Raw genomic sequence first — 18,935 nt, 5'->3', positions numbered from 1 at the left:
GCGATGGGCATGCCTGCTCCGCAGCGGGCCATGGCAGGGTCGGGGTGCTGCGCCGGACTGTTGCTCACCGCTGGGGGGGCCCGGCGGCGTTCTCGCGGCCCTTGCTGCGGCGGGTGATCGCGATAAAGCTGATCAGGCCGAGAGCCGGGCCAGGCAGAAGCAGCCAGAGGGCGGACGGCCCCGACCGTTCCAGCAACGCGGCGGCGGCGGGAATGGACAGCATGGTGATGGCGAAGCCGATCGCGTTCTGCACCGCCAACGCCCCGCCCAGCACCTCCCGCGGGCAGGCGCCGGCCGAGAGAGCGGAGAATTGCGGAGAGTCGGCCACCACCGCCGCGCCCCAGACCAGCAGCAGGAGCAGCAGCAGAACAGGCGGCAGGCTTTGCCAGGCCAGCACGAAGATCAGCGCGCAGCTCCCGGAAAGCGCCAGCGCACCCAGCGCCACCTTTTCGCTGCCGACCACGGGCGAAAGCCTGCCGCCCATCAGACATCCGGCCGCGCCTGCCGCGATCACCGCGAAAGCGATCCCGGAGGTGCCGAGCGCAGGATAGCGCGCGGCCAGCCCGGTCGCGCCGGCCAGGAAGGGCAGGGCGGCCCAAAAGGCGTAGAGCTCCCACATGTGACCGAAATAGCCGCAGGCCGCGGCCCGGAACCTCCTGATCCGGAACGCGGACAAGGGTGAGGTGCGCCGGCTCCGGGGGGCTGCCTGGGTGGCATGGGGCCCATCCCCCAGGCGGCCGATCATCACGGCGCCCAGCACCGCCAGGGCCGAGGATGCTGCGATGATGTGCTGCCACGGGGCCGCGCCTCCCATTGCCCGGAGAAGGTGGGGCAGGGCCGTGCCCAGGGTCAGCATGGCCACCAGCAGCGCCAGCGCCCTTCCGGTGCGCTGCGGGTCCCATCCCACCACGAGCTTCATGCCGATGGGATAGATCCCGGCCAGGCTGACCCCTACCAGGAACCGGTACACGGCTCCATCGCCCACGCCGGAGGCGCCATAGGCGAAGCCGAGGTTCAGTGCCGCGCCAGCGGACGCCGAGATCACGAAGATGCGGCTGGGGCGGTAGCGATCCGCGATGCCGGTGAAGGACAGGCCCAGGGTTCCGGCAATGAACCCGCCCTGCACCGCGGTGGTCAGCCAGGCGATGTCCGCCGCATCCGCGCCCCAGGATCGCATCAGCCCGTCGGCGGCGCTGTTGGCGCTGAACCAGAGCGATGTCCCGAAGAGCTGCGCGATCGCGATCACCGCCGCCGGGCCCGGCCAGGCCCATCCTGGCAGCCGACCGGTGCCCTGGCCATGGCGCGGCGCGGGCCTGGCCATTGTCAGGACCTGGCAGCCGGGCGGGCTGCCCGGCTGAGCCTGGACGGCGGAGTTGGCGAATCTGCTTCGGGCTTTGTCACGGCGTGTTCCGGGTGCGATGCCTGGCGCCCTGTGCCGGCAGGGCGCGTCCCGAAAACAGATACACGATTTTCACCGTTCCACCGCCGTCGGCAGGCATCGAGAGGCCGACCCCTTCGCCTTCCGGCTTGGCCTCGCAGCCCTTTGGGGCTCGCCGACCCGCCTAGTCCCAGGGCACGTCGCCAAAGGCGTCCAGGGGGATCTTGAGGTATCGGCGGCCATCGTCCTCAGGCTCCGGAAGCCTGCCGCCCGCGATGTTGACCTGGAGCGATGGCAGGATGAGCCGGGGCATGGGCAGTGTCCGGTCCCGCTCCTTGCGCAGCTTCACGAAGCTCGCCTCGTCCTGCCCCCGGACATGCTCGTTCTCGGCCTTCTGCTGCGCCACGGTGCTTTCCCAGGCCACCGCACGGCCGCCGGGCTGGTAGTCATGCCCCGTGAAAAGCCGTGTTTCGGCGGGAAGCGACAGGATGCGCTGGATGCTACGCCAAAGCATGCCGGCATCGCCGCCGGGAAAATCCGCCCGCGCGGTGCCGCCATCCGGCATGAACAGAGTGTCGTGAACAAAGGCGGCATCGCCCACCACGTAGGTGATGGAGGCCATGGTGTGCCCGGGCGAGAACATGACCTGAGCATCCAGCGCGCCGATGCGGAACCGTTCGCCATCCGCGAACAGCCTGTTCCACTGAGACCCGTCGGTGCGGAAGCTGTCCGGCAGGTTGTAGAGTTCCTTCCAGAGGCGCTGCACCTTCACCACATGTTCGCCCATAGCCGTGGGCGCCCCGGTGCGGCGTCCGAGGTAACCGGCCGCCGAGAAATGGTCGGCGTGCGGATGGGTGTCCAGGATCCAATCCAGCCGCAATCCGGCGCGGTGGATGAAGTCCAGAATGGCATCCGCCGACCACGTCGCCGTGGCGCCGGATTTCTCGTCGAAATCCAGCACTGGGTCGACCACGGCGCAGGCGCCGGTTTGCGGATCGGCCACCACGTATTGCACGCTGAAGCTGCGCCGATCGAAGAAGGCGGTCACCTCCGGGCGGCCGGCGGCCGGCGCGGCGTGCCGGACTGGCGTGCCGCTCATGCCGCGAAGACCTTCGTGAACCAATGCGCCCCAGGTGTTCCGCTGCTCCGCGGCACTCTGCTGCGCTCTGGGAAAGGCAGGGCGCTTTCGATGATCCGGCGGTTTCCTGGTCCTGCAACGGTCTGCATCCGGCCTCCACGTCAGCTTCCGGCCCGGCTGTGGCCAAGCCTTGCCGTACCATACTTGCGATCCGGGGATATGATACATCGCCTAAGTGACTTATTATTACTGGGAAGCCAAGCTGCAGCCATTCGCAGGCCTCTCCCGCCGTCCTGCAGCAGCTCCGTCGGCGGCGGCCATCCTCCAACCGGCAGGAACCCCCATGCAGCCCTCCCCGTCCAGCCCGGCCGGCCCGCCCTTGCTGCACGATCCGGCCCCTGGCTTCCACGCCCGCACCACGCTGGGCGACCGCGCCCTGGCCGATTACCGCGGAAGCTGGCTTTTGTTTTTCTCGCACCCGGCCGACTTCACCCCGGTCTGCACGAGCGAGTTCATCGCTTTTTCCCGCGCCGCGGATCGTTTCGCCGCCCTGGGCTGTGCCCTGCTGGCGCTCTCGGTGGACAGCCTGTTCTCGCATTTCGCCTGGATTCGCAGCATCCACCGCCAATTCGGGGTGAAGGTCGCGTTTCCCATCGTCGAGGACCCGTCCATGGCAATCGCACGGGCCTACGGCATGATCGCGCCGCACGCGCCGGATGCCTCGATGGTGCGGGCCGCCTTTGTGATCGATCCCGACGGCATCATCCGCGCCATCAGCTGGTATCCGATGACCACCGGCCGCAATGTCGAAGAGCTGCTGCGCCTGGTCGAGGCGCTGCAGACGGCCGATGCGCACGATGTGTCCACGCCGGAAGGCTGGCGCCCAGGCGACGACGTGATCCTGCCGCCCGAGCTGAATGCCGGGCTGGCCTTCGGCGAGCCTGAGGCAGGGGGCGACTGGTATTTCCGCACCGGCCCGCTCCCTAGCCTTCCGAAAGCGCCTCGCGGGTGATCGCCGAGGCTGACATCGCCGCAGCGGCAGGGTTGCTGCGGGTGCTCGCCAACCCGGCGCGCCTGCGCATTGCGCTGCATCTGCTGGAGGGAGAATGCCCGGTGGGCCGGATCGAGGCGGAGCTGGGCCTGAAGCAGCCCAATCTGTCGCAGCATCTGGGCGAGCTGCGCGACGCCGGCCTGCTTGTCGCCCGGCGTGAGTCGCGCCAGGTGTTCTACCGGGTGGCTCCGGGCCGGGCGTCCCATCTGCTGGCCAGCCTGCGCCATGGGCTGGGCGATGCGGGGCCGGCGCGTCCCGCGGCGCCGCGGCAGTCCGGGTGGAGCGGCAGCGCAGCCGCGACCTTCGCCGTGGTCAGGCAGGGCTGAGCCGTGCTGCAATCGATCCTGGCCGTGCTTTCGGGCAGCGTGGTGGGCTTTACCCTGGGTCTGATCGGCGGCGGCGGCTCCATCATGGCGACGCCGTTGCTGCTGTATGTTGTGGGGCTGCAACCGCATGTGGCGATCGGGACCGGCGCGCTCGCCGTGTCGGTCAATGCCTTCGCCAACTTCGCCGGGCATGCGCGGGCGGGCAATGTCCGCTGGCGGGAGGCCGTCATCTTCGCCGCCATCGGCATGGCGGGCGCGTCCATCGGCTCGTGGTTCGGCAAGAGCTTCGACGGCGAGCGCCTGCTTTTCCTGTTCGCCCTGCTCATGATCGTTGTCGGCGTGCTGACGCTTCGGCGAAGCGGCGCAAGGGACTCTTCGCCGGCTGGTGTTGGGAGGCCGGTGCCGTCCGGCCGCGCCATGCTCGTGGCGGCCTGTGCGCTGGCCGTGGGCCTGCTGGCGGGCTTCTTCGGCATCGGCGGCGGCTTCCTGATCGTGCCGGGGCTGCTTCTTTCCACCGGCATGCCCATGCTCGCCGCCATCGGCTCCTCGCTGCTGGCGGTTGGCGCCCTCGGCTTCGCGACCGCGGCCAGCTATGCCGCGTCCGGCCTCGTGGACTGGCCGGTGGCGGCCCAGTACGTAACAGGCGGATTGGCGGGGGGCTGCCTCGGCATGCAACTGGCCTGCCGGCTGGGTGCCCGCAAGGCCACGCTGAACCGCATCTTCGCCGGCATCATCTTCGCGGTCGCCCTCTACATGCTCTTCCGGAACGCGGCCGCGTTCGGGCTCGCGGGCTGAGCGCCGGGGGCCTTGCCGCCGCCGCTCCCGATCCCATCCGCCGAGGCGGGCTAGATGACCCCTCCGGCCCGGAGCGTCTCGATGGCACCCGCATCCAGGCCGAGCAGATCTCGCAGCACCGCCTCGTTATCCGCGCCAACAGCCGGGCCTGTGGAGCGTGGCGGAAAGCCCGCGCCATCGACCCGCGGCACCACGCCCGGGTGCAGCACCTCGCCATGCAGCGGGTCCTGCACCGCGCGCACCATTCCCCGCGCCAGGAACTGCGGATCGGCCGCGCAATCGGCGATGTTGAAGACGCGCGTGCAGGGGATGCCGGCCTGCGTCACCAGTTCCTCAAGCGCCGCGCCGTCGAAGCCTGCGGTCCAGCCGCCGATGAGCGCATCCAGCTCCCGCACATGCGCCACGCGTGCCTGGTTGCCGCTGAAGCGCGGGTCCTCCAGCAGGTCCGGCTGTCCCATCGCCATGGCCAGGCGGCGGAACAGCGGGTCCGAATTGGCGGCGATCAGGACCCGAATTCCGTCCCGCGCTCGGTAGGCATTGGTTGGCGCGGCGGTCGCGATCCCGCCGCCCGCCGGCTGGCGGATGCTGCCCAGCGTGCCGTATTCCGGCAGCGCGCCTTCCAGCAGGCTGAACACGCTTTCCGTCAGGGCAACGTCGATCTCGGTGCCGGGGCGCTGAGTAGGCGCCTGATCCGGCGCCGGCCCGTCACCGCCCGCCTTGTCGCGGCGCCACAGCGCCGACACCACGCCCAGCGCCGCATAGATGCCGGCTACCGAATCCCCCAGGCTGACGCCGACCCGCACGGGCGGCAGGTCGGACGTGCCGGGCGGATGGTCGGTCAGGTGGCGCAGCCCGCCAATGGCCTCGCCGATCACGCCGAAGGCTGGCTTGTCGCGGTACGGCCCATCCTGGCCGTAGCCGGAGATGCGGGCGATCACCAGCCCTGGACGGGCCTTCAACAGCGCTTCGCGCCCCAGCCCCAGCTTGTCCAGCTGGCCGGGCCGGAAATTCTCCACCAGCGCGTCGCACTGGCGTACGAGGCCGAGCACGATGGCCACCGCTTCCGGCTTCTTCAAGTCCAGCGTGATGCAGCGCTTGTTGCGAGCGTGGACAGACCACCAGGGGGCGTGGCCCTGGTGCCGCGCTCCCCATTGCCGGACCGGATCGCCGCCCGGCGGCTCGATCTTGATGATCTCGGCGCCCAGATCACCCAGCAGGCGCGTGGCAAAGGGGGCGGCCACGAAATGCCCCAGCTCCAGGACGCGCAATCCGGCGAGGGGGCCCGTCCCTGCGGGCAGCGCGGTTCCCGGCATGGCATCGGAACCCTGGGGCGTGGTGTCGGACATGGTCGGCGTCACTCCGGCTTGATGTTCGCGGCCTGCACCACGCGGGTCCATTCCGTCAGCTCGCGATCCACCCGCTCGCCCAGCTCCGCCGGGGTCAGCAGGCGGATCACGGCGCCCTGATCCTCCGTGCGGCGGCGGAAATCCGCCTCCTCCGTCACCGCCCGCACGGCATCGGCCAGGCGGCGCGTCACCGGCTCGGACATTCCGGCCGGGCCGAACACGGCGAACCAGGCCACCAGCACGAAATCATCCAGGCCCGATTGCGCCATGGTCGGCACGTCGGGCAGGGCGGGATGGCGCTCCGCGGAGGTGATGGCCAGGGCCCGCAGCGAGCCGTCGCGCACATAGGGCATCAGGGGTGGCGGCGTGGTCATGAACATCTCGACCCGGCCGCTCAGCAGGTCCTGCGTCGCCGGCCCGGTGCCGCGATAGGGCACATGGGCGATGTCGATGCCGGCCTTCTGCTTCAGCAGCTCGGTGCCGAGATGCTGGATCGAGCCATTGCCGGAGGAGGCGTAGTTCAGCTTGCCCGGCCGCTCCTTGGCATAGGCCACCAGCTCCGCGACGGTTTTGACCGGCACGGAAGGATGCAGGAACAGCACCTGCGGCGAATCCATCAGCAACCCGATCGGAGTGAAGTCCTTGCGCACATCGTAGCCGATGTTGGGCACCACGGCGGGCGAGCCGACATGGTAGCCGGAATACTGCACCAGCAGGGTGTTGCCGTCCGGACGCGCCCGGGCCACCGCGCCGGTGCCGATGGCGCCATTGGCGCCCGCCCGGTTCTCCACCACCACCGTCTGGCCAAGCCGACGCGCCAGCGGCTCCGCGAGCAGCCGCGCTGCGAAATCGGTGGTGCCGGCGGGTGCGGTGGGCACGATCAGCGTGATGGCGCTGGCCTGGGCCTGCCCGATGCGGGGAACGCCAAGGGCCGCCGCCGCCAGGGCGGCGGGTGCCGCGCGCAACAAGGTGCGCCGCCGCGGCCCGGATCGATCGGTGAACATGGGGTGGAGCCTCCTCCAGCTCGGTTTCTTTGCCGCCAGGATGCTGCCGGGACAGGCAAACCGAAAGCCGCGTTTGGTGAGGCAAGCCATCGCGGATGGCGATGGCGAGGGGCTCTCACTCCTCGAGCCGCGCCGCCTGCTGGACGAAAAGCCGCGCCGGGACCGGCAGGCTGGCGCGGTCCCGCACGCACAGCTTCAGCGCGCGCCGCGCCCACCGATCCCGCAGCGGGATGCCGCGCAGCCGGAGCGCCGAGGCAAACGGCGCAATGCAGTTTTCCGGCAGCACCGCCAGGCCGATGCCCACCTGCACCAGCCGGCGCAGCACGTCGAAGCTGTTCACGTGCACGCGGCAATCGATCTCGCGGCCGAGCTGCGCCGCCACGCCCGACAGCAGGTTCTGGATGGAGGATTGCCGCGCCAGCCCTACCTGCGGGTAATCCAGCGTTTCGGCGAAGTCGATGCCGTCCCGTGCGGCCAGCGGGTGGTCCAGCGGCACCACCGCCTGCAGCACATCCTCCTTGTAGGGCAAGCTTTCCAACCCCTCCGCGACCACGCCGGCGGCCATCACGCCGACATCCGCCAGCCCGTCCCGCACCGCGCGGACGATCTCCAGGCTCAACAATTCCTGCATCTCGACCCGGATGCCGGGCCAGCGCGCCATGAAGACCGCCAGCTCCTCTGGCAGGAACTCGGCGAGGGAGGAGGTGTTGGCGGCGATCCGCACATGCCCGCGCACGCCATGCGCGTATTCCTGCATTTCGTCCCGCGCCCGGCCCAGCAGGCCGAACAAGCTGCGGGCATGACGCAGCAACGCTTCCCCCGCCGGGGTCAGGCTGACACCGCGCGCATGCCGTTGCAGCAGGGCGGTGTCCATGTCCAGCTCCAGCTCCTGCAGTCGGCGGCTGACGGCGGAGGCCGCGATGTTTCGCCGCGTCGCTGTGGCGGCGATGCTGCCATCTTCGGCCACGGCCATGAACAGGTCGAGCGTCACCAGATCGAACCGCATGTTCTTGGCCCCCTACCAATCCCCGAACAGTTCACCCGTGCCGCACGGTCAGGGCAAGCGGTGCAGCCATCGCCGGGCGCGATGCGTCGGGCCGCCCATCGGCACTGGTCCGGCGGGCGGGAAGGCCGCACCCTGGGGGCAAGCGGAAGGGAGGCACGTCATGTCCAGCATCACCATTGTCGAGGTCGGGCCGCGCGACGGGTTCCAGCCCATCGGCCCATTCATCCCGACAGCCCGCAAGCTCGCCATCATCCGCGGCTGCGCGGAGGCGGGGATCCGCCGCGTGGAGGCCGGCGCCTTTGTGGGTGCCGCCGCCGTGCCGCAGATGGCCGATGCCGGGGATATCCTGGCCGGCCTCGCCGATCTGCCGGAACTGGACGCGCAGATGCTGGTACCCAATCCCCGGCATGTCCGCCGGGCCCTCCAGGCCGGGGCGCGGCACCTTTGCTACGTGATCTCGGTGTCGGAGGCGCACAACCGCAGCAATGTCCGTCGCAGCGTGGCGGAATCCGTTGCCGAGTTTGCCGAGCTGGTGCCGGAGCTGCAAGGCGTCGCGCTGCGCATGAACATCGCCACGGCCTTTGACTGCCCCTTCGATGGCCCCGTCGACGACGCTGCCACGCTGGACCTGGTCGGTCGCCTGGCTGCGTTGCGGCCGGATGCGGAATTCTGCCTGTGCGACACGACGGGCCGCGCCGATCCGGTGCACGTCGCCAGGCTGCACACCGCCTGCGCCGAGGCTTTTCCGGCCGTCCGGCACTGGGCCTTCCACGGGCATGACACCTATGGGCTGGGCCTTGCCAATGTGCATGGTGCCTTCCAGGCCGGAGTGCGGGTCTTCGATGCTGCCATCGCCGGGCTCGGCGGCTGTCCCTTCGCGCCTGGCGCGACCGGAAATGTGGCGACCGAGGACGTGGCCTGGATGTTTCACCGCATGGGCATCGAGACGGGCATCGATCTCGGCGCCTTGCTGCCGGTCGCCGTGGAGGCGGCGGGCCTGCCGGGCGGCACCCCCGGCGGCCGCGTGCGTGAGGCGCTGGGGCGCCGCTAGCCGCGCTGCCCGCCGGCCTGGCCGTCGGCGATCCGCGCTTCCATGGCTTCCAGCGCGGCTTCGCTGTCCGGGATCCTGCCCGCGAAATGCTCCTTGAGCGCCAGCGCATCGACCCATCGCAGCCGTTCCGCCGTGGAGCGCGTCATGATCGGCTCGATACCCACATCCGCCAGCGCCTCGGCTGCCATGGCGGCTTCTTCCGAACGGCGCCGGGCATGGATGACCCCCGTGGCGATCAGGTTGCCGGCGAAATCCGTGAAGGGGCGCTTCATCAGCGTCGCCGCCGCGGATTGCAGCACCTGGTCGCCCAGGCCGTAGCGCCTGGCGCCCAGCATCATCTCGTGCGTCAGCCCCTCGATGCCCTTGATCAGCACGGAGCGCAGGATCTTGATGGCGGAGGCGGTGCCGAGATCCGGACCGACCGCGTCGATCTTCATGCCCCAGGGCACCAGCGCGTCGCGCGCCGCCTCGGCCGCCGGGCCGCTGGCCAGGATCGGCAGGGCCAGCCCGTCGCGCGGCGTGCCGACGATGGAGCCATCGGCGACCAGGGCGCCGGTGCCGCGCAGCGCATCCTCCACCGCGCGCTTCACCCTGGGCGTCGCGGATGCAATGTCGATGAACACATGCCGCTCCGCCAGGTGCGGCGCGAGGGCCTCCGCGCTGGCCACTGAGGCGGAACCCGGCGTTACGCCGATGATGATGTCGGACGCCTCGGCCAGTGCCGCCAGAGAGTCCAGCAGCCGCACCCCCGCCGCCTCGGCGCGGCTCTGGATCAGCGCCGCATACGGTCCTTCAAAGGCCGCGATGTCGAAGGCCGCCACCTGTTCCACACCGCGCTCGCGCAGGCCGGCGCCCAGCGTGCTGCCGATCTCGCCATAGCCGACGAAGCCTATCCGCCATTGCCGCATCCCGTTCATGCCCGCCTCACATTCCAGAACTTCACGAAACCGTCGAGCACGCCGTCAATGTCGCGGCGCCAGGCCATCGGCTGGAAGATCTGCCCCGTCGGGATGAACGTCGCATCCTGCCAGGCCTGAAGCTGGATCTGCTCGGCCAGCTTCTGCTGCGCGCCCAAGTCCCGCTCCTCCAGCCAGGCATCGCGCAGGCGCTCGCCCTCCGGGCTTTCCGGCCAGCCGTACCAGCCCTTCAGCCCGTTGCCGCGCGCCACGCTGGTCACGGCAGGGTCGAGGATGTTGAGGCCCGATACCATGGAGGGGAACACGCTCCACCCGCCCTTCTCCACCGGCTCGCGCGAGTTGCGCCGCTGGAACAGCGTCCCGGTATCCACCGCCTGCACCTCGACATTCAGGCCGATGCGCTGCAGCAGATCGGCACCGACCTGGCCGATAGGCGCGCTGACGGGATGGTCCATCGGCAGCATGAACGCGACCTTCTCGCCCTTGTAGCCCGAGGCCTGCACGGCGGCGCGTGCGGCGGCGAGGTTGGTCTCGCCGAACAGCTTCTCCATGCCGGCATCGTTGGCCATGGGGGTGCCCGGGCAGAACATGCCGAGCTTGATGCGCCACGTCTCGGGATCGCTGCTGTAGGCCTGCATGAAATCCGCCTGGCTGACGGCACCCAGCACGGCGCGGCGCAGCGCGACATTGTCGAAGGGCGGCTGGATGCAGTTGAAGCGCAGGATCGGCGTCAGCCCCTGCCGGTCCTTCACCTCCACCCGCACGTTGCGGTTGCGCTTCAGCAGCGGCACCAGGTCGGGCGAGGGGGTTTCCCACCAATCCGCCTCGCCGGCCTGCAGGGCACCGGCCGCGGCCGAGACATCGGGCATGACGATCCACTCGACGCGCTCGAAATGCACGACCTTGGGCCCTGCGGTACCGGAGGGTGTGCCGCCCTGCCGCGGCACGTAGCCATCGAACCGCGCATAGGCGGCGCGTGCCCCTGCCATGTGCTGGTCGTGCAGGAAGCGGAACGGACCGGAGCCCACCATCTCGCTCACCTGCTTGGCCGCATCGGTCTTCGCCAGCCGCTCCGGCATGATGGCGCAGATGCTGGGCGAGGCCTTGGCCAAGGCCGCCGGCAGCAGCGGAAAGGGCTTGCTCAGCCGGAAAACGATTGTTCTGTCATCGGCGGCCGAAAGATCCTCCGTCACCGCCATCATGGCCTGCCCGAAGGAATCGCGCGCGGCCCAGCGGCGGATGCTGGCGATGCAGTCCCGTGCCAGCACCGGCTCCCCGTCGTGGAAGCGCAGGCCCTCGCGCAGCGTCAGTCGCCACAGCTTGCCGTCATTCTCGACCACATGTCCGTCCACCATCTGCGGCTGGGGCCGGAAATCGCCATCCAGGCCGTAGAGGGTGTCGAACACCATCATGGCGTGGTTGCGCGTCGGCGTGGCCGTGGTCGCGATGGGGTCCAGCAGCGACAGATCCACGAAGGGCACGAAGCGCAGGGTGCTGCCCGCCTGCGCATGGCCGATGCGGGGCATAGCGAGGGGGGCGAAGGCGAGGGCGGACGCGCCGCCGAGGAACTGGCGTCGATTCAAGATATGCTTCTCCCGAGTAGCCTGTCTGCGCAGGCATTCTGGCCGGCGTTTCCACCGGGATTGATGGAGGTAGCATATCGCAACGTCGTTTCAAAACAACCGCGCCAGCCCGCCGTAGGTCCGCCAAGGCCGAAGCCGTGCCTTCATGACCATCTGAGCCGTCCCAGGCAACATCGGAGGGCGTCGCCTGGCGACCGGCGCCGTGATCCTGCTCTCCGTCCTCCGCAAGGGGGGACGACGCCGTTTCGCCGGCCCAGCCGGTGGCGTTATGCCCTGGCCGGCCGCCGCCGCATCTTCGGCCCCGGCGCCGCGCGCCGGGGCAGCGAAGCCTCCAGCCCGGCGATGACGTGGTCCACGAAGATGCCGAAGCTCCCGTCCATCGGCATGGCGGCACCGTTCTGCCAGCGCAGGATAAAGGCCCGGTTGGTCATGCGCGGCAGCAGCCGCACCAGGTGCGGGTACCGCGCGGCATCCACCCCGGCCAGATTGGCCTGGATGCCGGCCTGCCAGGATGGAAGGTCCTCGGTCGGCAATTGCGCCAGTTCCTGCGTCACGAAGCCGACCAGGGCGGCCTGCACGGCATTGTAGGTGTCGCACAGCCGGTCCTCGGGCACCCCAGCATCCGACAGCGCCGCCAGGATGCCCTCCACCAGCTCGAAATCGGGGCGCAGGTTGGACACCGTGTCGGCACCGATCAGCGGCGCCGTGTTGGGATGCCGCCGCACCGCCGCGCGGAACCGGACGAAAAGCTCGCGCAGCCAGCCGCGCCAGTCCTGGCCGGACCGTCGCGCCGGCAGCGTGTCGTGCAGAACAAGCTGCAGCACCTCGGCCATCAACGTGTCGCGGTCGCCGACATGCCAGACAATGACATTGGTGTTGACGCCGAGCGATCGCGCCAGTCCGCGCAGGCTGAAATTCCTGAGTCCCCCGCTGTCGATTTCCGCCAGGGCCGCGGCAATGATGGCCTCGCGGCTCAACCCCACGGCGACAGGGGCTGCGCGTTTCGGTTGCAAGCTCCTCGGCACGCGGATGCTGCCCTCCCGGGCTGTTGGTGGGGTGCAGCTTTATCAACTCGGGGGACCACCCGAAAGCCTCTTGCGCAGCGTTCAAGAGTGGGATCAACTCGCCGCCCAGCAGAGATGAAACGAGCGTGCCGCCCGCCGGGCAGGCCGCAGGCGAGGCTCTCATGGACAGTGCACGGCAACCTGCCGAGATCGGCTTTGGGCTGCAGGCCTTCGCCCGCCCGCCCGGTGCGCCGCGCTTGCCACGCATCGCGCGGGGCGAAGGCGTCTGGCTGATCGACACGGAGGGGAACCGCTACCTCGACGCTTCTTCCGGACCGGTTGCGAGCAACCTCGGCCATGGTCACCCTCGCATCCTGGCGGCAATGGAGGCGCAGGCGCGCAAGGCCGTGTTCGCCTATCCCAGCCAGTTCGAGAGCGAAGCCAATCTGGAGTTCGCGGAGCGCCTCGGCCGCCTCGCCGGGCCCGGCCTTGACCGCGCCTTCATCGTCTCCGGTGGCTCGGAGGCGGTGGAAAGCGCCATCAAGTTCGCCCGGCAGCACGCCGTGGTCATCGGGCAGGGCTCACGCTGGAAGGTGATCGGCCGGCAGCCTGGCTACCACGGCAACACATTGGGAGCGCTGGCCGTTTCCGGCGACGAGCACGCGCACGAGATCTTCGGCCCGATGATGCGTGCTGTCCCGCGCGTGCCGGCGCCGCTGAGCTACCGCCTACCACCCAACCATACGGTCGAGAGCCATGCGCGCGCATGCGCCGCCGCGCTGGAGGAGGCGATCCTGCGCGAAGGGCCGGAAACCGTTCTGGCCTTCATCATGGAGCCGGTGGGCGGCCTCGCGACCGGCGCGCTGGTGGCACCGGATTCCTACTACGAGGCGGTGCGGCAGATCTGCACGCGCCACGGCATCAAGCTGATCTTCGACGAGGTGATGAGCGGCGCCGGTCGCACCGGCCGCTTTCTGGCCGCCGATCACTGGCCCTCGGCCCGCCCCGACATCGCGGTGCTGGCAAAGGGACTGTCCGCCGGCTACGCGCCGCTCGGCGCCGCGCTGGTGTCCGCCGAGATGGTGGGCACGGTGGCCGCGGCGGGCGGCTTCATGCACGGCTTCACCTACAACGCGCATGTCATGGGCTGCGCCGTCGGAGCCGCCGTGCTGCGCGAGGTGGAGGAGGCCGATCTGGCGGGCAATTCCGCTCGCATGGGCGCGCTGCTGCGACAACGGCTGGAAGCGCTTGCGGCGCATAATCCGCTCCTGGGGGATGTGCGCGGCCTCGGCCTGTTGCTGGCGGTGGAGTTGGTGGCTGACCAGAACAGCCGGCAGATGATCCCGCTGGAGAAGGTGGCGCCGTCGCGGGTGCAGCAGATCGCGCTGCGCCACGGTCTGGCGTTGTATTGCCGGCGGACCTCTCGCGGCGCCTATGGCGACTGGCTGATGCTGTCACCGCCGCTGACCATCACGGCGGAGGAGGTCGGGATCCTGGCCACCCGCCTGGGCGCCGTGCTGGACGACTATGCCAATGAATTGCGGAGCGAGGGCGTCCTCCGCTGATTTCAGCCACACAGGGGAACAGGCTATGCGTCAGTTGATCACGCGCCGCGGCGCACTCCTGCTGGGTGGCGCGGCGCTCGCGGCACCCTCGGTGTCCCGCGCGCAGCGCATCGATCCGCGCGTGCTGCGCTTCGTGCCGCAGGCGGCGCTGTCCATCACCGATCCGGTGTCGTCGCTGGCATCCGTGGCCGTGAACCACAGCTTCTATGTGCACGACACGCTCTATGGCGTGGATGCGCAAATGCGTCCGAAGCCGCAGATGGCCGAAGGCCACAGCCTTTCCGACGATGGCCTGACATGGACCATCCGGTTGCGCGAAGGTCTTCTCTTTCATGATGGCGAGCCGGTCCGCTCGCGCGATTGCGTGGCCAGCCTGCGCCGCTGGTGCAGCCGCGACACCTTCGGCAGGACGCTTGGCGCAGCCGTGGCGGAATGGCAGACGCCGGATGACCGTACCCTGCTGATCAAGCTGTCCCGCCCCTTCCCCCTGCTGCTGGAAGCCCTGGCCAAGCCCGGCACCAGCCCGGCCTTCGTCATGCCCGAGCGTTTCGCGGCCACGGAAGCCACGAAGCCGATCACCGAGGTGGTCGGCTGCGGCCCCTACCGCTTCGTGGCGGATGAGTTCGTGCCCGGCACCCGCGCCGCCTACCGCAAGTTCGATCGCTACCGCCCGCGCGACGAGGCGCCCGAATGGACATCGGGGGGCAAGGTCGCGCATTTCGAGCGTGTCGAATGGATTGTGATGCCGGACCAGGCGACCGCCGCCGCCGCCCTGCAAGCTGGCGAGGTGGATTGGTGGGAACAGGTCGGAGCCGATCTCATCCCCGTGCTGCGCCGGCACCGCGACGTCACCATCGGCAATGGCGATCCGGGCGGCTACATGGGCGTGCTGCGGTTCAACCAGCTGCATCCGCCCTTCAACAACGTGAAGGCGCGGGAGGCCGTGCTGGTTGCCATCCAGCAGGCCGACTTCATGGGAGCCGTCACCAACAGCGACGAGACGGCCTACCGGATCTGCCATTCCTTCTTCCCCTGCACGACTCCCTATGGCCGCGCCCCAACACCCGATCCGATGGCCTCGCCCAGCATGGAGCGGGCCAAGGCCCTGTTGAAGGAAAGCGGCTATGCCGGCGAGAAGGTGGTTCTGCTGAACCCTTCCGACTTCGCTTCCATCACGCCCTTCGCGCTGATCGCCAACGACTTGCTGCAACGCATCGGCTTCAACGTGGAGCTGGTGACGACGGACTGGGGCAGCGTGCTCGGCCGCGTCGCGCAACGCAGGCCGCCAGCCGAAGGCGGATGGAACGTGTACCCGGTCTGGTGGACCGGCATGGGCATCGTGACGCCTGGTCAGAACGCGCTGATCCGCGGCCAGGGCGATGCCGGCTGGGCAGGCTGGTACGACAGCAAGCCGATGGAGGCGCTGAACGACCGCTGGCTGTCCGTGCCGACCGAGGAGGAACGCATGCGCATCGGCGCCGAAATGCAGGACCTCGCCTTCCGCGATGTGCCGACCGTGCCGCTCGGGCAGTTCTTCATCCGCACCGCGTACCGCAAGTCGCTGACCGGCATGGTGGAAGGGCCGCGGCCGGTGCCCTGGAACCTGCGCCGGGCATGAGCGGGGTGTTGCCGCCCGTCACGGGCTATCTCGATCGCCTTTCCCGCCGTCCGGGGGAGCGCATTACCGCCCATGTCAGCCTGCGCCGTCCAGGCGCCTGCCGCGCAGGGATGGTTCGCGTGGTTTCGGCCGATCCCAACCCGGCCGGCCCAGGCCTCGACCTGCGGCCCGTTGCCTTTGAGCGGAGCTTCGAGGGCGAGCACCAGCCGGTGCGGCTCGGTTCCTGGGGGGTGGTGCGCGGCGGGCCCCGTTTGGGCGCGCGGGAGCCGCGCTGCTGGGGCGTGCTGGTTCAGGTCCTGGCGGATCTGCCGCCTGCAACGGTGCTGTCGGCGCAGGCTGACGAGGGCGGCGTCGCGATCCGTGCCGGAGCCAGCGGCGCCGAGGCCGAGATCCGGGTAGCCGGCACCGTCGCCACGCTGCGCACGGCGATCCCCCTGCAAGCCGCGACCTGGTATCGCCTGTGGCTGTCGCACGATCCGGCGACAGGGCGGGTGGTGCTGGGCCAGCGTTCGCTGGGAACCGCGCCGGATGGGTCGGTCCCGGCGAATGTCCCTGTGGCCGAGTCAGGGCTTTTCTCGGCCGTGACCTTTGCCGCGCGGGATGCCGACGCGCCCAGCGACCATTTCACCGGCAAGGTCGAGGACCCGGTCGCACTGGCGGCCTTTGTGGAGGCGTGGCCCGATCCCCGGCAAGTGCCGGTGCCGGCGGACCGGGTCCGGGCACGGTGGGATTTCTCTGCCGGCATCAGCACGGATGGCCTGTTCGACACCGGTCCCGACGCGCTGCACGGCACGCTGTTCAACATGCCCGCGCGCGGCGTGGTCGGTGCCGGCTGGACCGGGCGCGAAACCTGCTGGCGCCACGCTCCGGCAGAGTATGCCGCCATCCATTTCCACGCCGACGACCTGGATGATTGCGGCTGGCAGCCCTCCTTCACCTTCGACGTGCCGGAAGGAATGAAGAGCGGGGCCTATGCCTTCCACCTCACCTGCGAGGACGGCGAGGACTGGCTGCCCTTCTACATCCTGCCGCCCAGGGGCGAGACGCGGGCACCTGTCGCCTTCCTGGCCTCCACCTTCACCTACCAGGCCTACGCCAACCATGCGCGCGGCAACGCCGATGCGGCCTACAAGCAGCGCGTCGACGCCTGGGGCGCCTATCCGCACAACCCGGACGACGTGCACGCCTTCAGCCACTCCACCTACAACCGCCACCCCGACAACAGCGGCATCTCGCTGTCCTCACGCTTGCGGCCAATGCTGACGATGCGCCCGGGATTCCTGACCTTCAACGACACGAAAGGCTCCGGCCTGCGGCACTACCCGGCGGATTCGCACCTGCTGGCCTGGATGGAGGCGCGGGGCATCGACTTCGATGTCCTGACCGACGAGGATCTGGACGATGAAGGCGCGGCGTTGCTCGCCCCCTACAGCGTGGTGCTCACCGGCTCGCATCCCGAATACCATACGGAACGGATGCTGGACGCGCTGACGGCCTACCGCGATGGCGGCGGGCGGCTCTGCTATCTCGGCGGCAATGGCTTCTATTGGCGCATCGCGCGCGACCCGGCGCGGCCGCACATGATCGAGATCCGCCGTGCCGAAGGCGGCATCCGCGCCTGGGCCGCCGAGGCGGGGGAGTATTACCACCAGATCGACGGCGCGCTGGGCGGGCTCTGGCGCCGCAACCGCAGGCCGCCCCAGGCCCTGGCTGGTGTCGGCTTCAGCGCCCAGGGCCTGTTCGAAGGCACCTTCTACCGCCGCCTGCCGGCCTCCGAGGATCCACGCCATGCCTGGATGTTCGAGGGAGTGCCCGAGATCATCGGCGATTACGGCCTGTCGGGCGGCGGCGCCGCGGGGTTCGAGCTGGACCGCGCCGATCCACGCCTGGGCACGCCCCCCGGCACTGTTATCCTGGCCCGTTCCGAACAGCCGCCGGCTTCCTTCGTCACGGTGCCGGAGGAGCTGCTGTCGCACATCGCCACGGTCACCGGCGAGGATCCTGAAGCGCTGAAGCGCGCGGAAATCGTGTACTTCGAGGTGCCGGGCGGCGGCGCAGTGTTTGCCGTCGGCTCCATCACCTTCTGCGGCAGCCTGTGGAACGGCACGGCGTTCGACGGGCCGGTGTCGCGCCTGCTGGAGAACGTGGTGCGCCGTTTCTCCGGCTCCTGAACCGGCGGAGGGTGCCCTTGCGCCCTCCGCCGATCGCGGTTCAATGCTCGGCCGCAGCAGCAGGAAAGGCCCGCACATGGCCGACGCGCCGACAACGCCCCGCATGGACCCGGAGATGGCCGCCTTTCAGGCGATGATGGAGGCACGGGCGCGCGACTTCCCGCCCATCCGGCTGGAGCGACCCTTCGATGCCGCCCGGGCAAGCAACGACGCGCTGAACCTGACGCTGCCCCGCGGCCCCGACATGGCCGAAAGCCGCGATGTGTGGTTGCCCGTGCGGGGCCGCCGGATCGCCTGCCGGCTGCACCGGCCGGTCACCGCGGACGGCCCGCTGCCGGTGCTGGTCTACCTGCATGGCGGCGGCTGGGTGTGGAACAGCATCGACACGCATGACCGTACCATGCGGGAATACGCGGCCGCGTCCGGTTGCGCCGTGCTGGGGCCGGATTACGCCCTGAGCCCGGAGGCGGTGTTTCCGCAGGCGCTGGAGGAATGCGCCGGCGTGGCGCGGCAGCTCGCCGTGCGGGGCGGGGAATGGGGGCTCGACGCCGGGCGCATGGTGCTCGGCGGTGATTCGGCCGGCGCGAACCTTGCCCTTGGAGCTGCCCTGCTGCTGCGCGAACAGGCGCCGGAAATCGCGCTGCGCGGCCTGCTGCTGAATTATGGTGTGTACGACTGCCGCTTCGACACCCCGTCCTACGAGGCCTTCGCCGAGGGCTTCGGGCTGACGCGGGAACGGATGCGCTTCTACTGGGATTGCTACGCGCCGCAGCAGGCAGACCGCTTCAGCCCCTTCGCGTCACCGCTCCGCGCCGATCTGCGCGGCCTGCCGCCGGTGCACATGACCCTGACGGAGCTGGACGTGCTGGCGAGCGAAAACCACGCCATGGCGGCGCGGCTGCGCGACGCCGGGGTGGCGGTGAGTGAGGCCGCCTTTCCCGGCACGGTGCACGGCTTTCTGCGCGCCGCGGGCCATGTTGGCGCCGCCGACCGCGCCTTTGCCGAGGCAGGGGCCTGGCTGCGGCGCGTTTCGGCGTGACGG

General features: G+C 69.9%; 16 protein-coding genes. 8 read left to right on the top strand and 8 right to left on the bottom strand.

Annotation, left to right across the window (positions count from 1 at the left end; translation table 11 throughout):
* Positions 1 to 64 precede the first annotated feature (64 nt).
* Entirely contained in the window at positions 65 to 1,321 is a 1,257-nt protein-coding gene (locus ACFOD4_RS19795) for an MFS transporter (protein WP_379599260.1), read from the bottom strand.
* A gap of 241 nt (positions 1,322 to 1,562) precedes the next feature.
* The gene (locus ACFOD4_RS19790; protein WP_379599258.1) at positions 1,563 to 2,477 is read right to left on the bottom strand and encodes an MBL fold metallo-hydrolase; all 915 of its coding nucleotides are present in this window, start codon (positions 2,475 to 2,477) and stop codon (positions 1,563 to 1,565) included.
* A gap of 322 nt (positions 2,478 to 2,799) precedes the next feature.
* Here ACFOD4_RS19790 and ACFOD4_RS19785 point away from each other — a divergent pair, with 322 nt between their 5' ends.
* Genes ACFOD4_RS19785 through ACFOD4_RS19775 form a run of 3 tightly spaced genes read left to right on the top strand, consistent with a single transcriptional unit; the run spans position 2,800 to position 4,628 of the window.
* Positions 2,800 to 3,468 carry a peroxiredoxin gene (locus ACFOD4_RS19785; protein WP_379599256.1) on the top strand — a complete coding sequence of 223 codons (669 nt, stop codon included), beginning with the start codon at positions 2,800 to 2,802 and terminating at the stop codon, positions 3,466 to 3,468.
* Entirely contained in the window at positions 3,465 to 3,833 is a 369-nt protein-coding gene (locus tag ACFOD4_RS19780) for an ArsR/SmtB family transcription factor (RefSeq protein ID WP_379599254.1), read from the top strand. The genes ACFOD4_RS19785 and ACFOD4_RS19780 overlap by 4 nt, the downstream gene beginning before the upstream one ends.
* 3 nt (positions 3,834 to 3,836) lie before the next feature.
* On the top strand, positions 3,837 to 4,628 hold the full coding sequence (locus ACFOD4_RS19775) for a sulfite exporter TauE/SafE family protein (RefSeq protein WP_456316915.1): 792 nt from the start codon (positions 3,837 to 3,839) through the stop codon (positions 4,626 to 4,628).
* A 50-nt stretch (positions 4,629 to 4,678) separates the two neighbouring features.
* Here ACFOD4_RS19775 and ACFOD4_RS19770 read toward each other — a convergent pair whose 3' ends face one another.
* From ACFOD4_RS19770 to ACFOD4_RS19760, 3 genes are all read right to left on the bottom strand, one after another.
* Complete coding sequence (locus ACFOD4_RS19770; protein WP_379599252.1) at positions 4,679 to 5,974, bottom strand: CaiB/BaiF CoA transferase family protein; 1,296 nt, start codon at positions 5,972 to 5,974, stop codon at positions 4,679 to 4,681.
* Between the two features lie 8 nt (positions 5,975 to 5,982).
* A complete protein-coding gene (locus ACFOD4_RS19765) occupies positions 5,983 to 6,978 on the bottom strand; it encodes a Bug family tripartite tricarboxylate transporter substrate binding protein (RefSeq protein WP_379599250.1) in 996 nt (331 codons plus the stop codon).
* Between the two features lie 115 nt (positions 6,979 to 7,093).
* Positions 7,094 to 7,984: a LysR substrate-binding domain-containing protein gene (locus tag ACFOD4_RS19760; RefSeq protein WP_379599248.1), complete on the bottom strand. Its 891-nt coding sequence runs from the start codon at positions 7,982 to 7,984 to the stop codon at positions 7,094 to 7,096.
* Between the two features lie 160 nt (positions 7,985 to 8,144).
* On the opposite strand from ACFOD4_RS19760, the gene ACFOD4_RS19755 reads away from it, so the two are divergent.
* Positions 8,145 to 9,035, top strand: coding sequence for a hydroxymethylglutaryl-CoA lyase (locus tag ACFOD4_RS19755; protein WP_379599246.1), 891 nt, complete (start codon positions 8,145 to 8,147; stop codon positions 9,033 to 9,035).
* Here ACFOD4_RS19755 and ACFOD4_RS19750 read toward each other — a convergent pair.
* From ACFOD4_RS19750 to ACFOD4_RS19740, 3 genes are all read right to left on the bottom strand, one after another.
* Entirely contained in the window at positions 9,032 to 9,952 is a 921-nt protein-coding gene (locus tag ACFOD4_RS19750) for an NAD(P)-dependent oxidoreductase (RefSeq protein ID WP_379599244.1), read from the bottom strand. The two genes, ACFOD4_RS19755 and ACFOD4_RS19750, sit on opposite strands and share 4 nt — an antisense overlap.
* On the bottom strand, positions 9,949 to 11,535 hold the full coding sequence (locus ACFOD4_RS19745; protein ID WP_379599242.1) for an ABC transporter substrate-binding protein: 1,587 nt from the start codon (positions 11,533 to 11,535) through the stop codon (positions 9,949 to 9,951). The genes ACFOD4_RS19750 and ACFOD4_RS19745 overlap by 4 nt, the downstream gene beginning before the upstream one ends.
* A gap of 266 nt (positions 11,536 to 11,801) precedes the next feature.
* On the bottom strand, positions 11,802 to 12,548 hold the full coding sequence (locus tag ACFOD4_RS19740) for a TetR/AcrR family transcriptional regulator C-terminal domain-containing protein (protein WP_379599240.1): 747 nt from the start codon (positions 12,546 to 12,548) through the stop codon (positions 11,802 to 11,804).
* 173 nt (positions 12,549 to 12,721) lie between these two features.
* Between ACFOD4_RS19740 and ACFOD4_RS19735 the strand changes: the two genes are divergently transcribed.
* From ACFOD4_RS19735 to ACFOD4_RS19720, 4 genes are all read left to right on the top strand, one after another.
* Positions 12,722 to 14,104: an aminotransferase family protein gene (locus ACFOD4_RS19735; protein ID WP_379599238.1), complete on the top strand. Its 1,383-nt coding sequence runs from the start codon at positions 12,722 to 12,724 to the stop codon at positions 14,102 to 14,104.
* Between the two features lie 25 nt (positions 14,105 to 14,129).
* Entirely contained in the window at positions 14,130 to 15,722 is a 1,593-nt protein-coding gene (locus ACFOD4_RS19730) for an ABC transporter substrate-binding protein (RefSeq protein ID WP_379599236.1), read from the top strand.
* Positions 15,719 to 17,893 (top strand): N,N-dimethylformamidase beta subunit family domain-containing protein, encoded by a 2,175-nt coding sequence (locus ACFOD4_RS19725; protein ID WP_379599234.1) that lies wholly within the window; start codon positions 15,719 to 15,721, stop codon positions 17,891 to 17,893. The genes ACFOD4_RS19730 and ACFOD4_RS19725 overlap by 4 nt, the downstream gene beginning before the upstream one ends.
* A 76-nt stretch (positions 17,894 to 17,969) precedes the next feature.
* Positions 17,970 to 18,932 (top strand): alpha/beta hydrolase fold domain-containing protein, encoded by a 963-nt coding sequence (locus tag ACFOD4_RS19720; protein ID WP_379599232.1) that lies wholly within the window; start codon positions 17,970 to 17,972, stop codon positions 18,930 to 18,932.
* The last annotated feature ends 3 nt before the right edge of the window (positions 18,933 to 18,935 follow it).

Origin of the sequence: Teichococcus globiformis, from assembly GCF_042646265.1 — a bacterium.
GTDB lineage: Bacteria > Pseudomonadota > Alphaproteobacteria > Acetobacterales > Acetobacteraceae > Pseudoroseomonas > Pseudoroseomonas globiformis.
This window is presented reverse-complemented; position numbering and strand designations above follow the sequence as displayed.

What these genes read in the sequence shown, in the direction of transcription:
- ACFOD4_RS19725 (WP_379599234.1), top strand. Translation starts at nt 15,719, where the DNA reads ATGAGCGGGGTGTTGCCGCCCGTCACGGGCTATCTCGATCGCCTTTCC.
- ACFOD4_RS19760 (WP_379599248.1), bottom strand. Translation starts at nt 7,984, where the DNA reads ATGCGGTTCGATCTGGTGACGCTCGACCTGTTCATGGCCGTGGCCGAA.
- ACFOD4_RS19795 (WP_379599260.1), bottom strand. Translation starts at nt 1,321, where the DNA reads ATGGCCAGGCCCGCGCCGCGCCATGGCCAGGGCACCGGTCGGCTGCCA.
- ACFOD4_RS19735 (WP_379599238.1), top strand. Translation starts at nt 12,722, where the DNA reads ATGGACAGTGCACGGCAACCTGCCGAGATCGGCTTTGGGCTGCAGGCC.
- ACFOD4_RS19720 (WP_379599232.1), top strand. Translation starts at nt 17,970, where the DNA reads ATGGCCGACGCGCCGACAACGCCCCGCATGGACCCGGAGATGGCCGCC.
- ACFOD4_RS19785 (WP_379599256.1), top strand. Translation starts at nt 2,800, where the DNA reads ATGCAGCCCTCCCCGTCCAGCCCGGCCGGCCCGCCCTTGCTGCACGAT.
- ACFOD4_RS19755 (WP_379599246.1), top strand. Translation starts at nt 8,145, where the DNA reads ATGTCCAGCATCACCATTGTCGAGGTCGGGCCGCGCGACGGGTTCCAG.
- ACFOD4_RS19765 (WP_379599250.1), bottom strand. Translation starts at nt 6,978, where the DNA reads ATGTTCACCGATCGATCCGGGCCGCGGCGGCGCACCTTGTTGCGCGCG.
- ACFOD4_RS19770 (WP_379599252.1), bottom strand. Translation starts at nt 5,974, where the DNA reads ATGTCCGACACCACGCCCCAGGGTTCCGATGCCATGCCGGGAACCGCG.
- ACFOD4_RS19790 (WP_379599258.1), bottom strand. Translation starts at nt 2,477, where the DNA reads ATGAGCGGCACGCCAGTCCGGCACGCCGCGCCGGCCGCCGGCCGCCCG.
- ACFOD4_RS19730 (WP_379599236.1), top strand. Translation starts at nt 14,130, where the DNA reads ATGCGTCAGTTGATCACGCGCCGCGGCGCACTCCTGCTGGGTGGCGCG.
- ACFOD4_RS19750 (WP_379599244.1), bottom strand. Translation starts at nt 9,952, where the DNA reads ATGAACGGGATGCGGCAATGGCGGATAGGCTTCGTCGGCTATGGCGAG.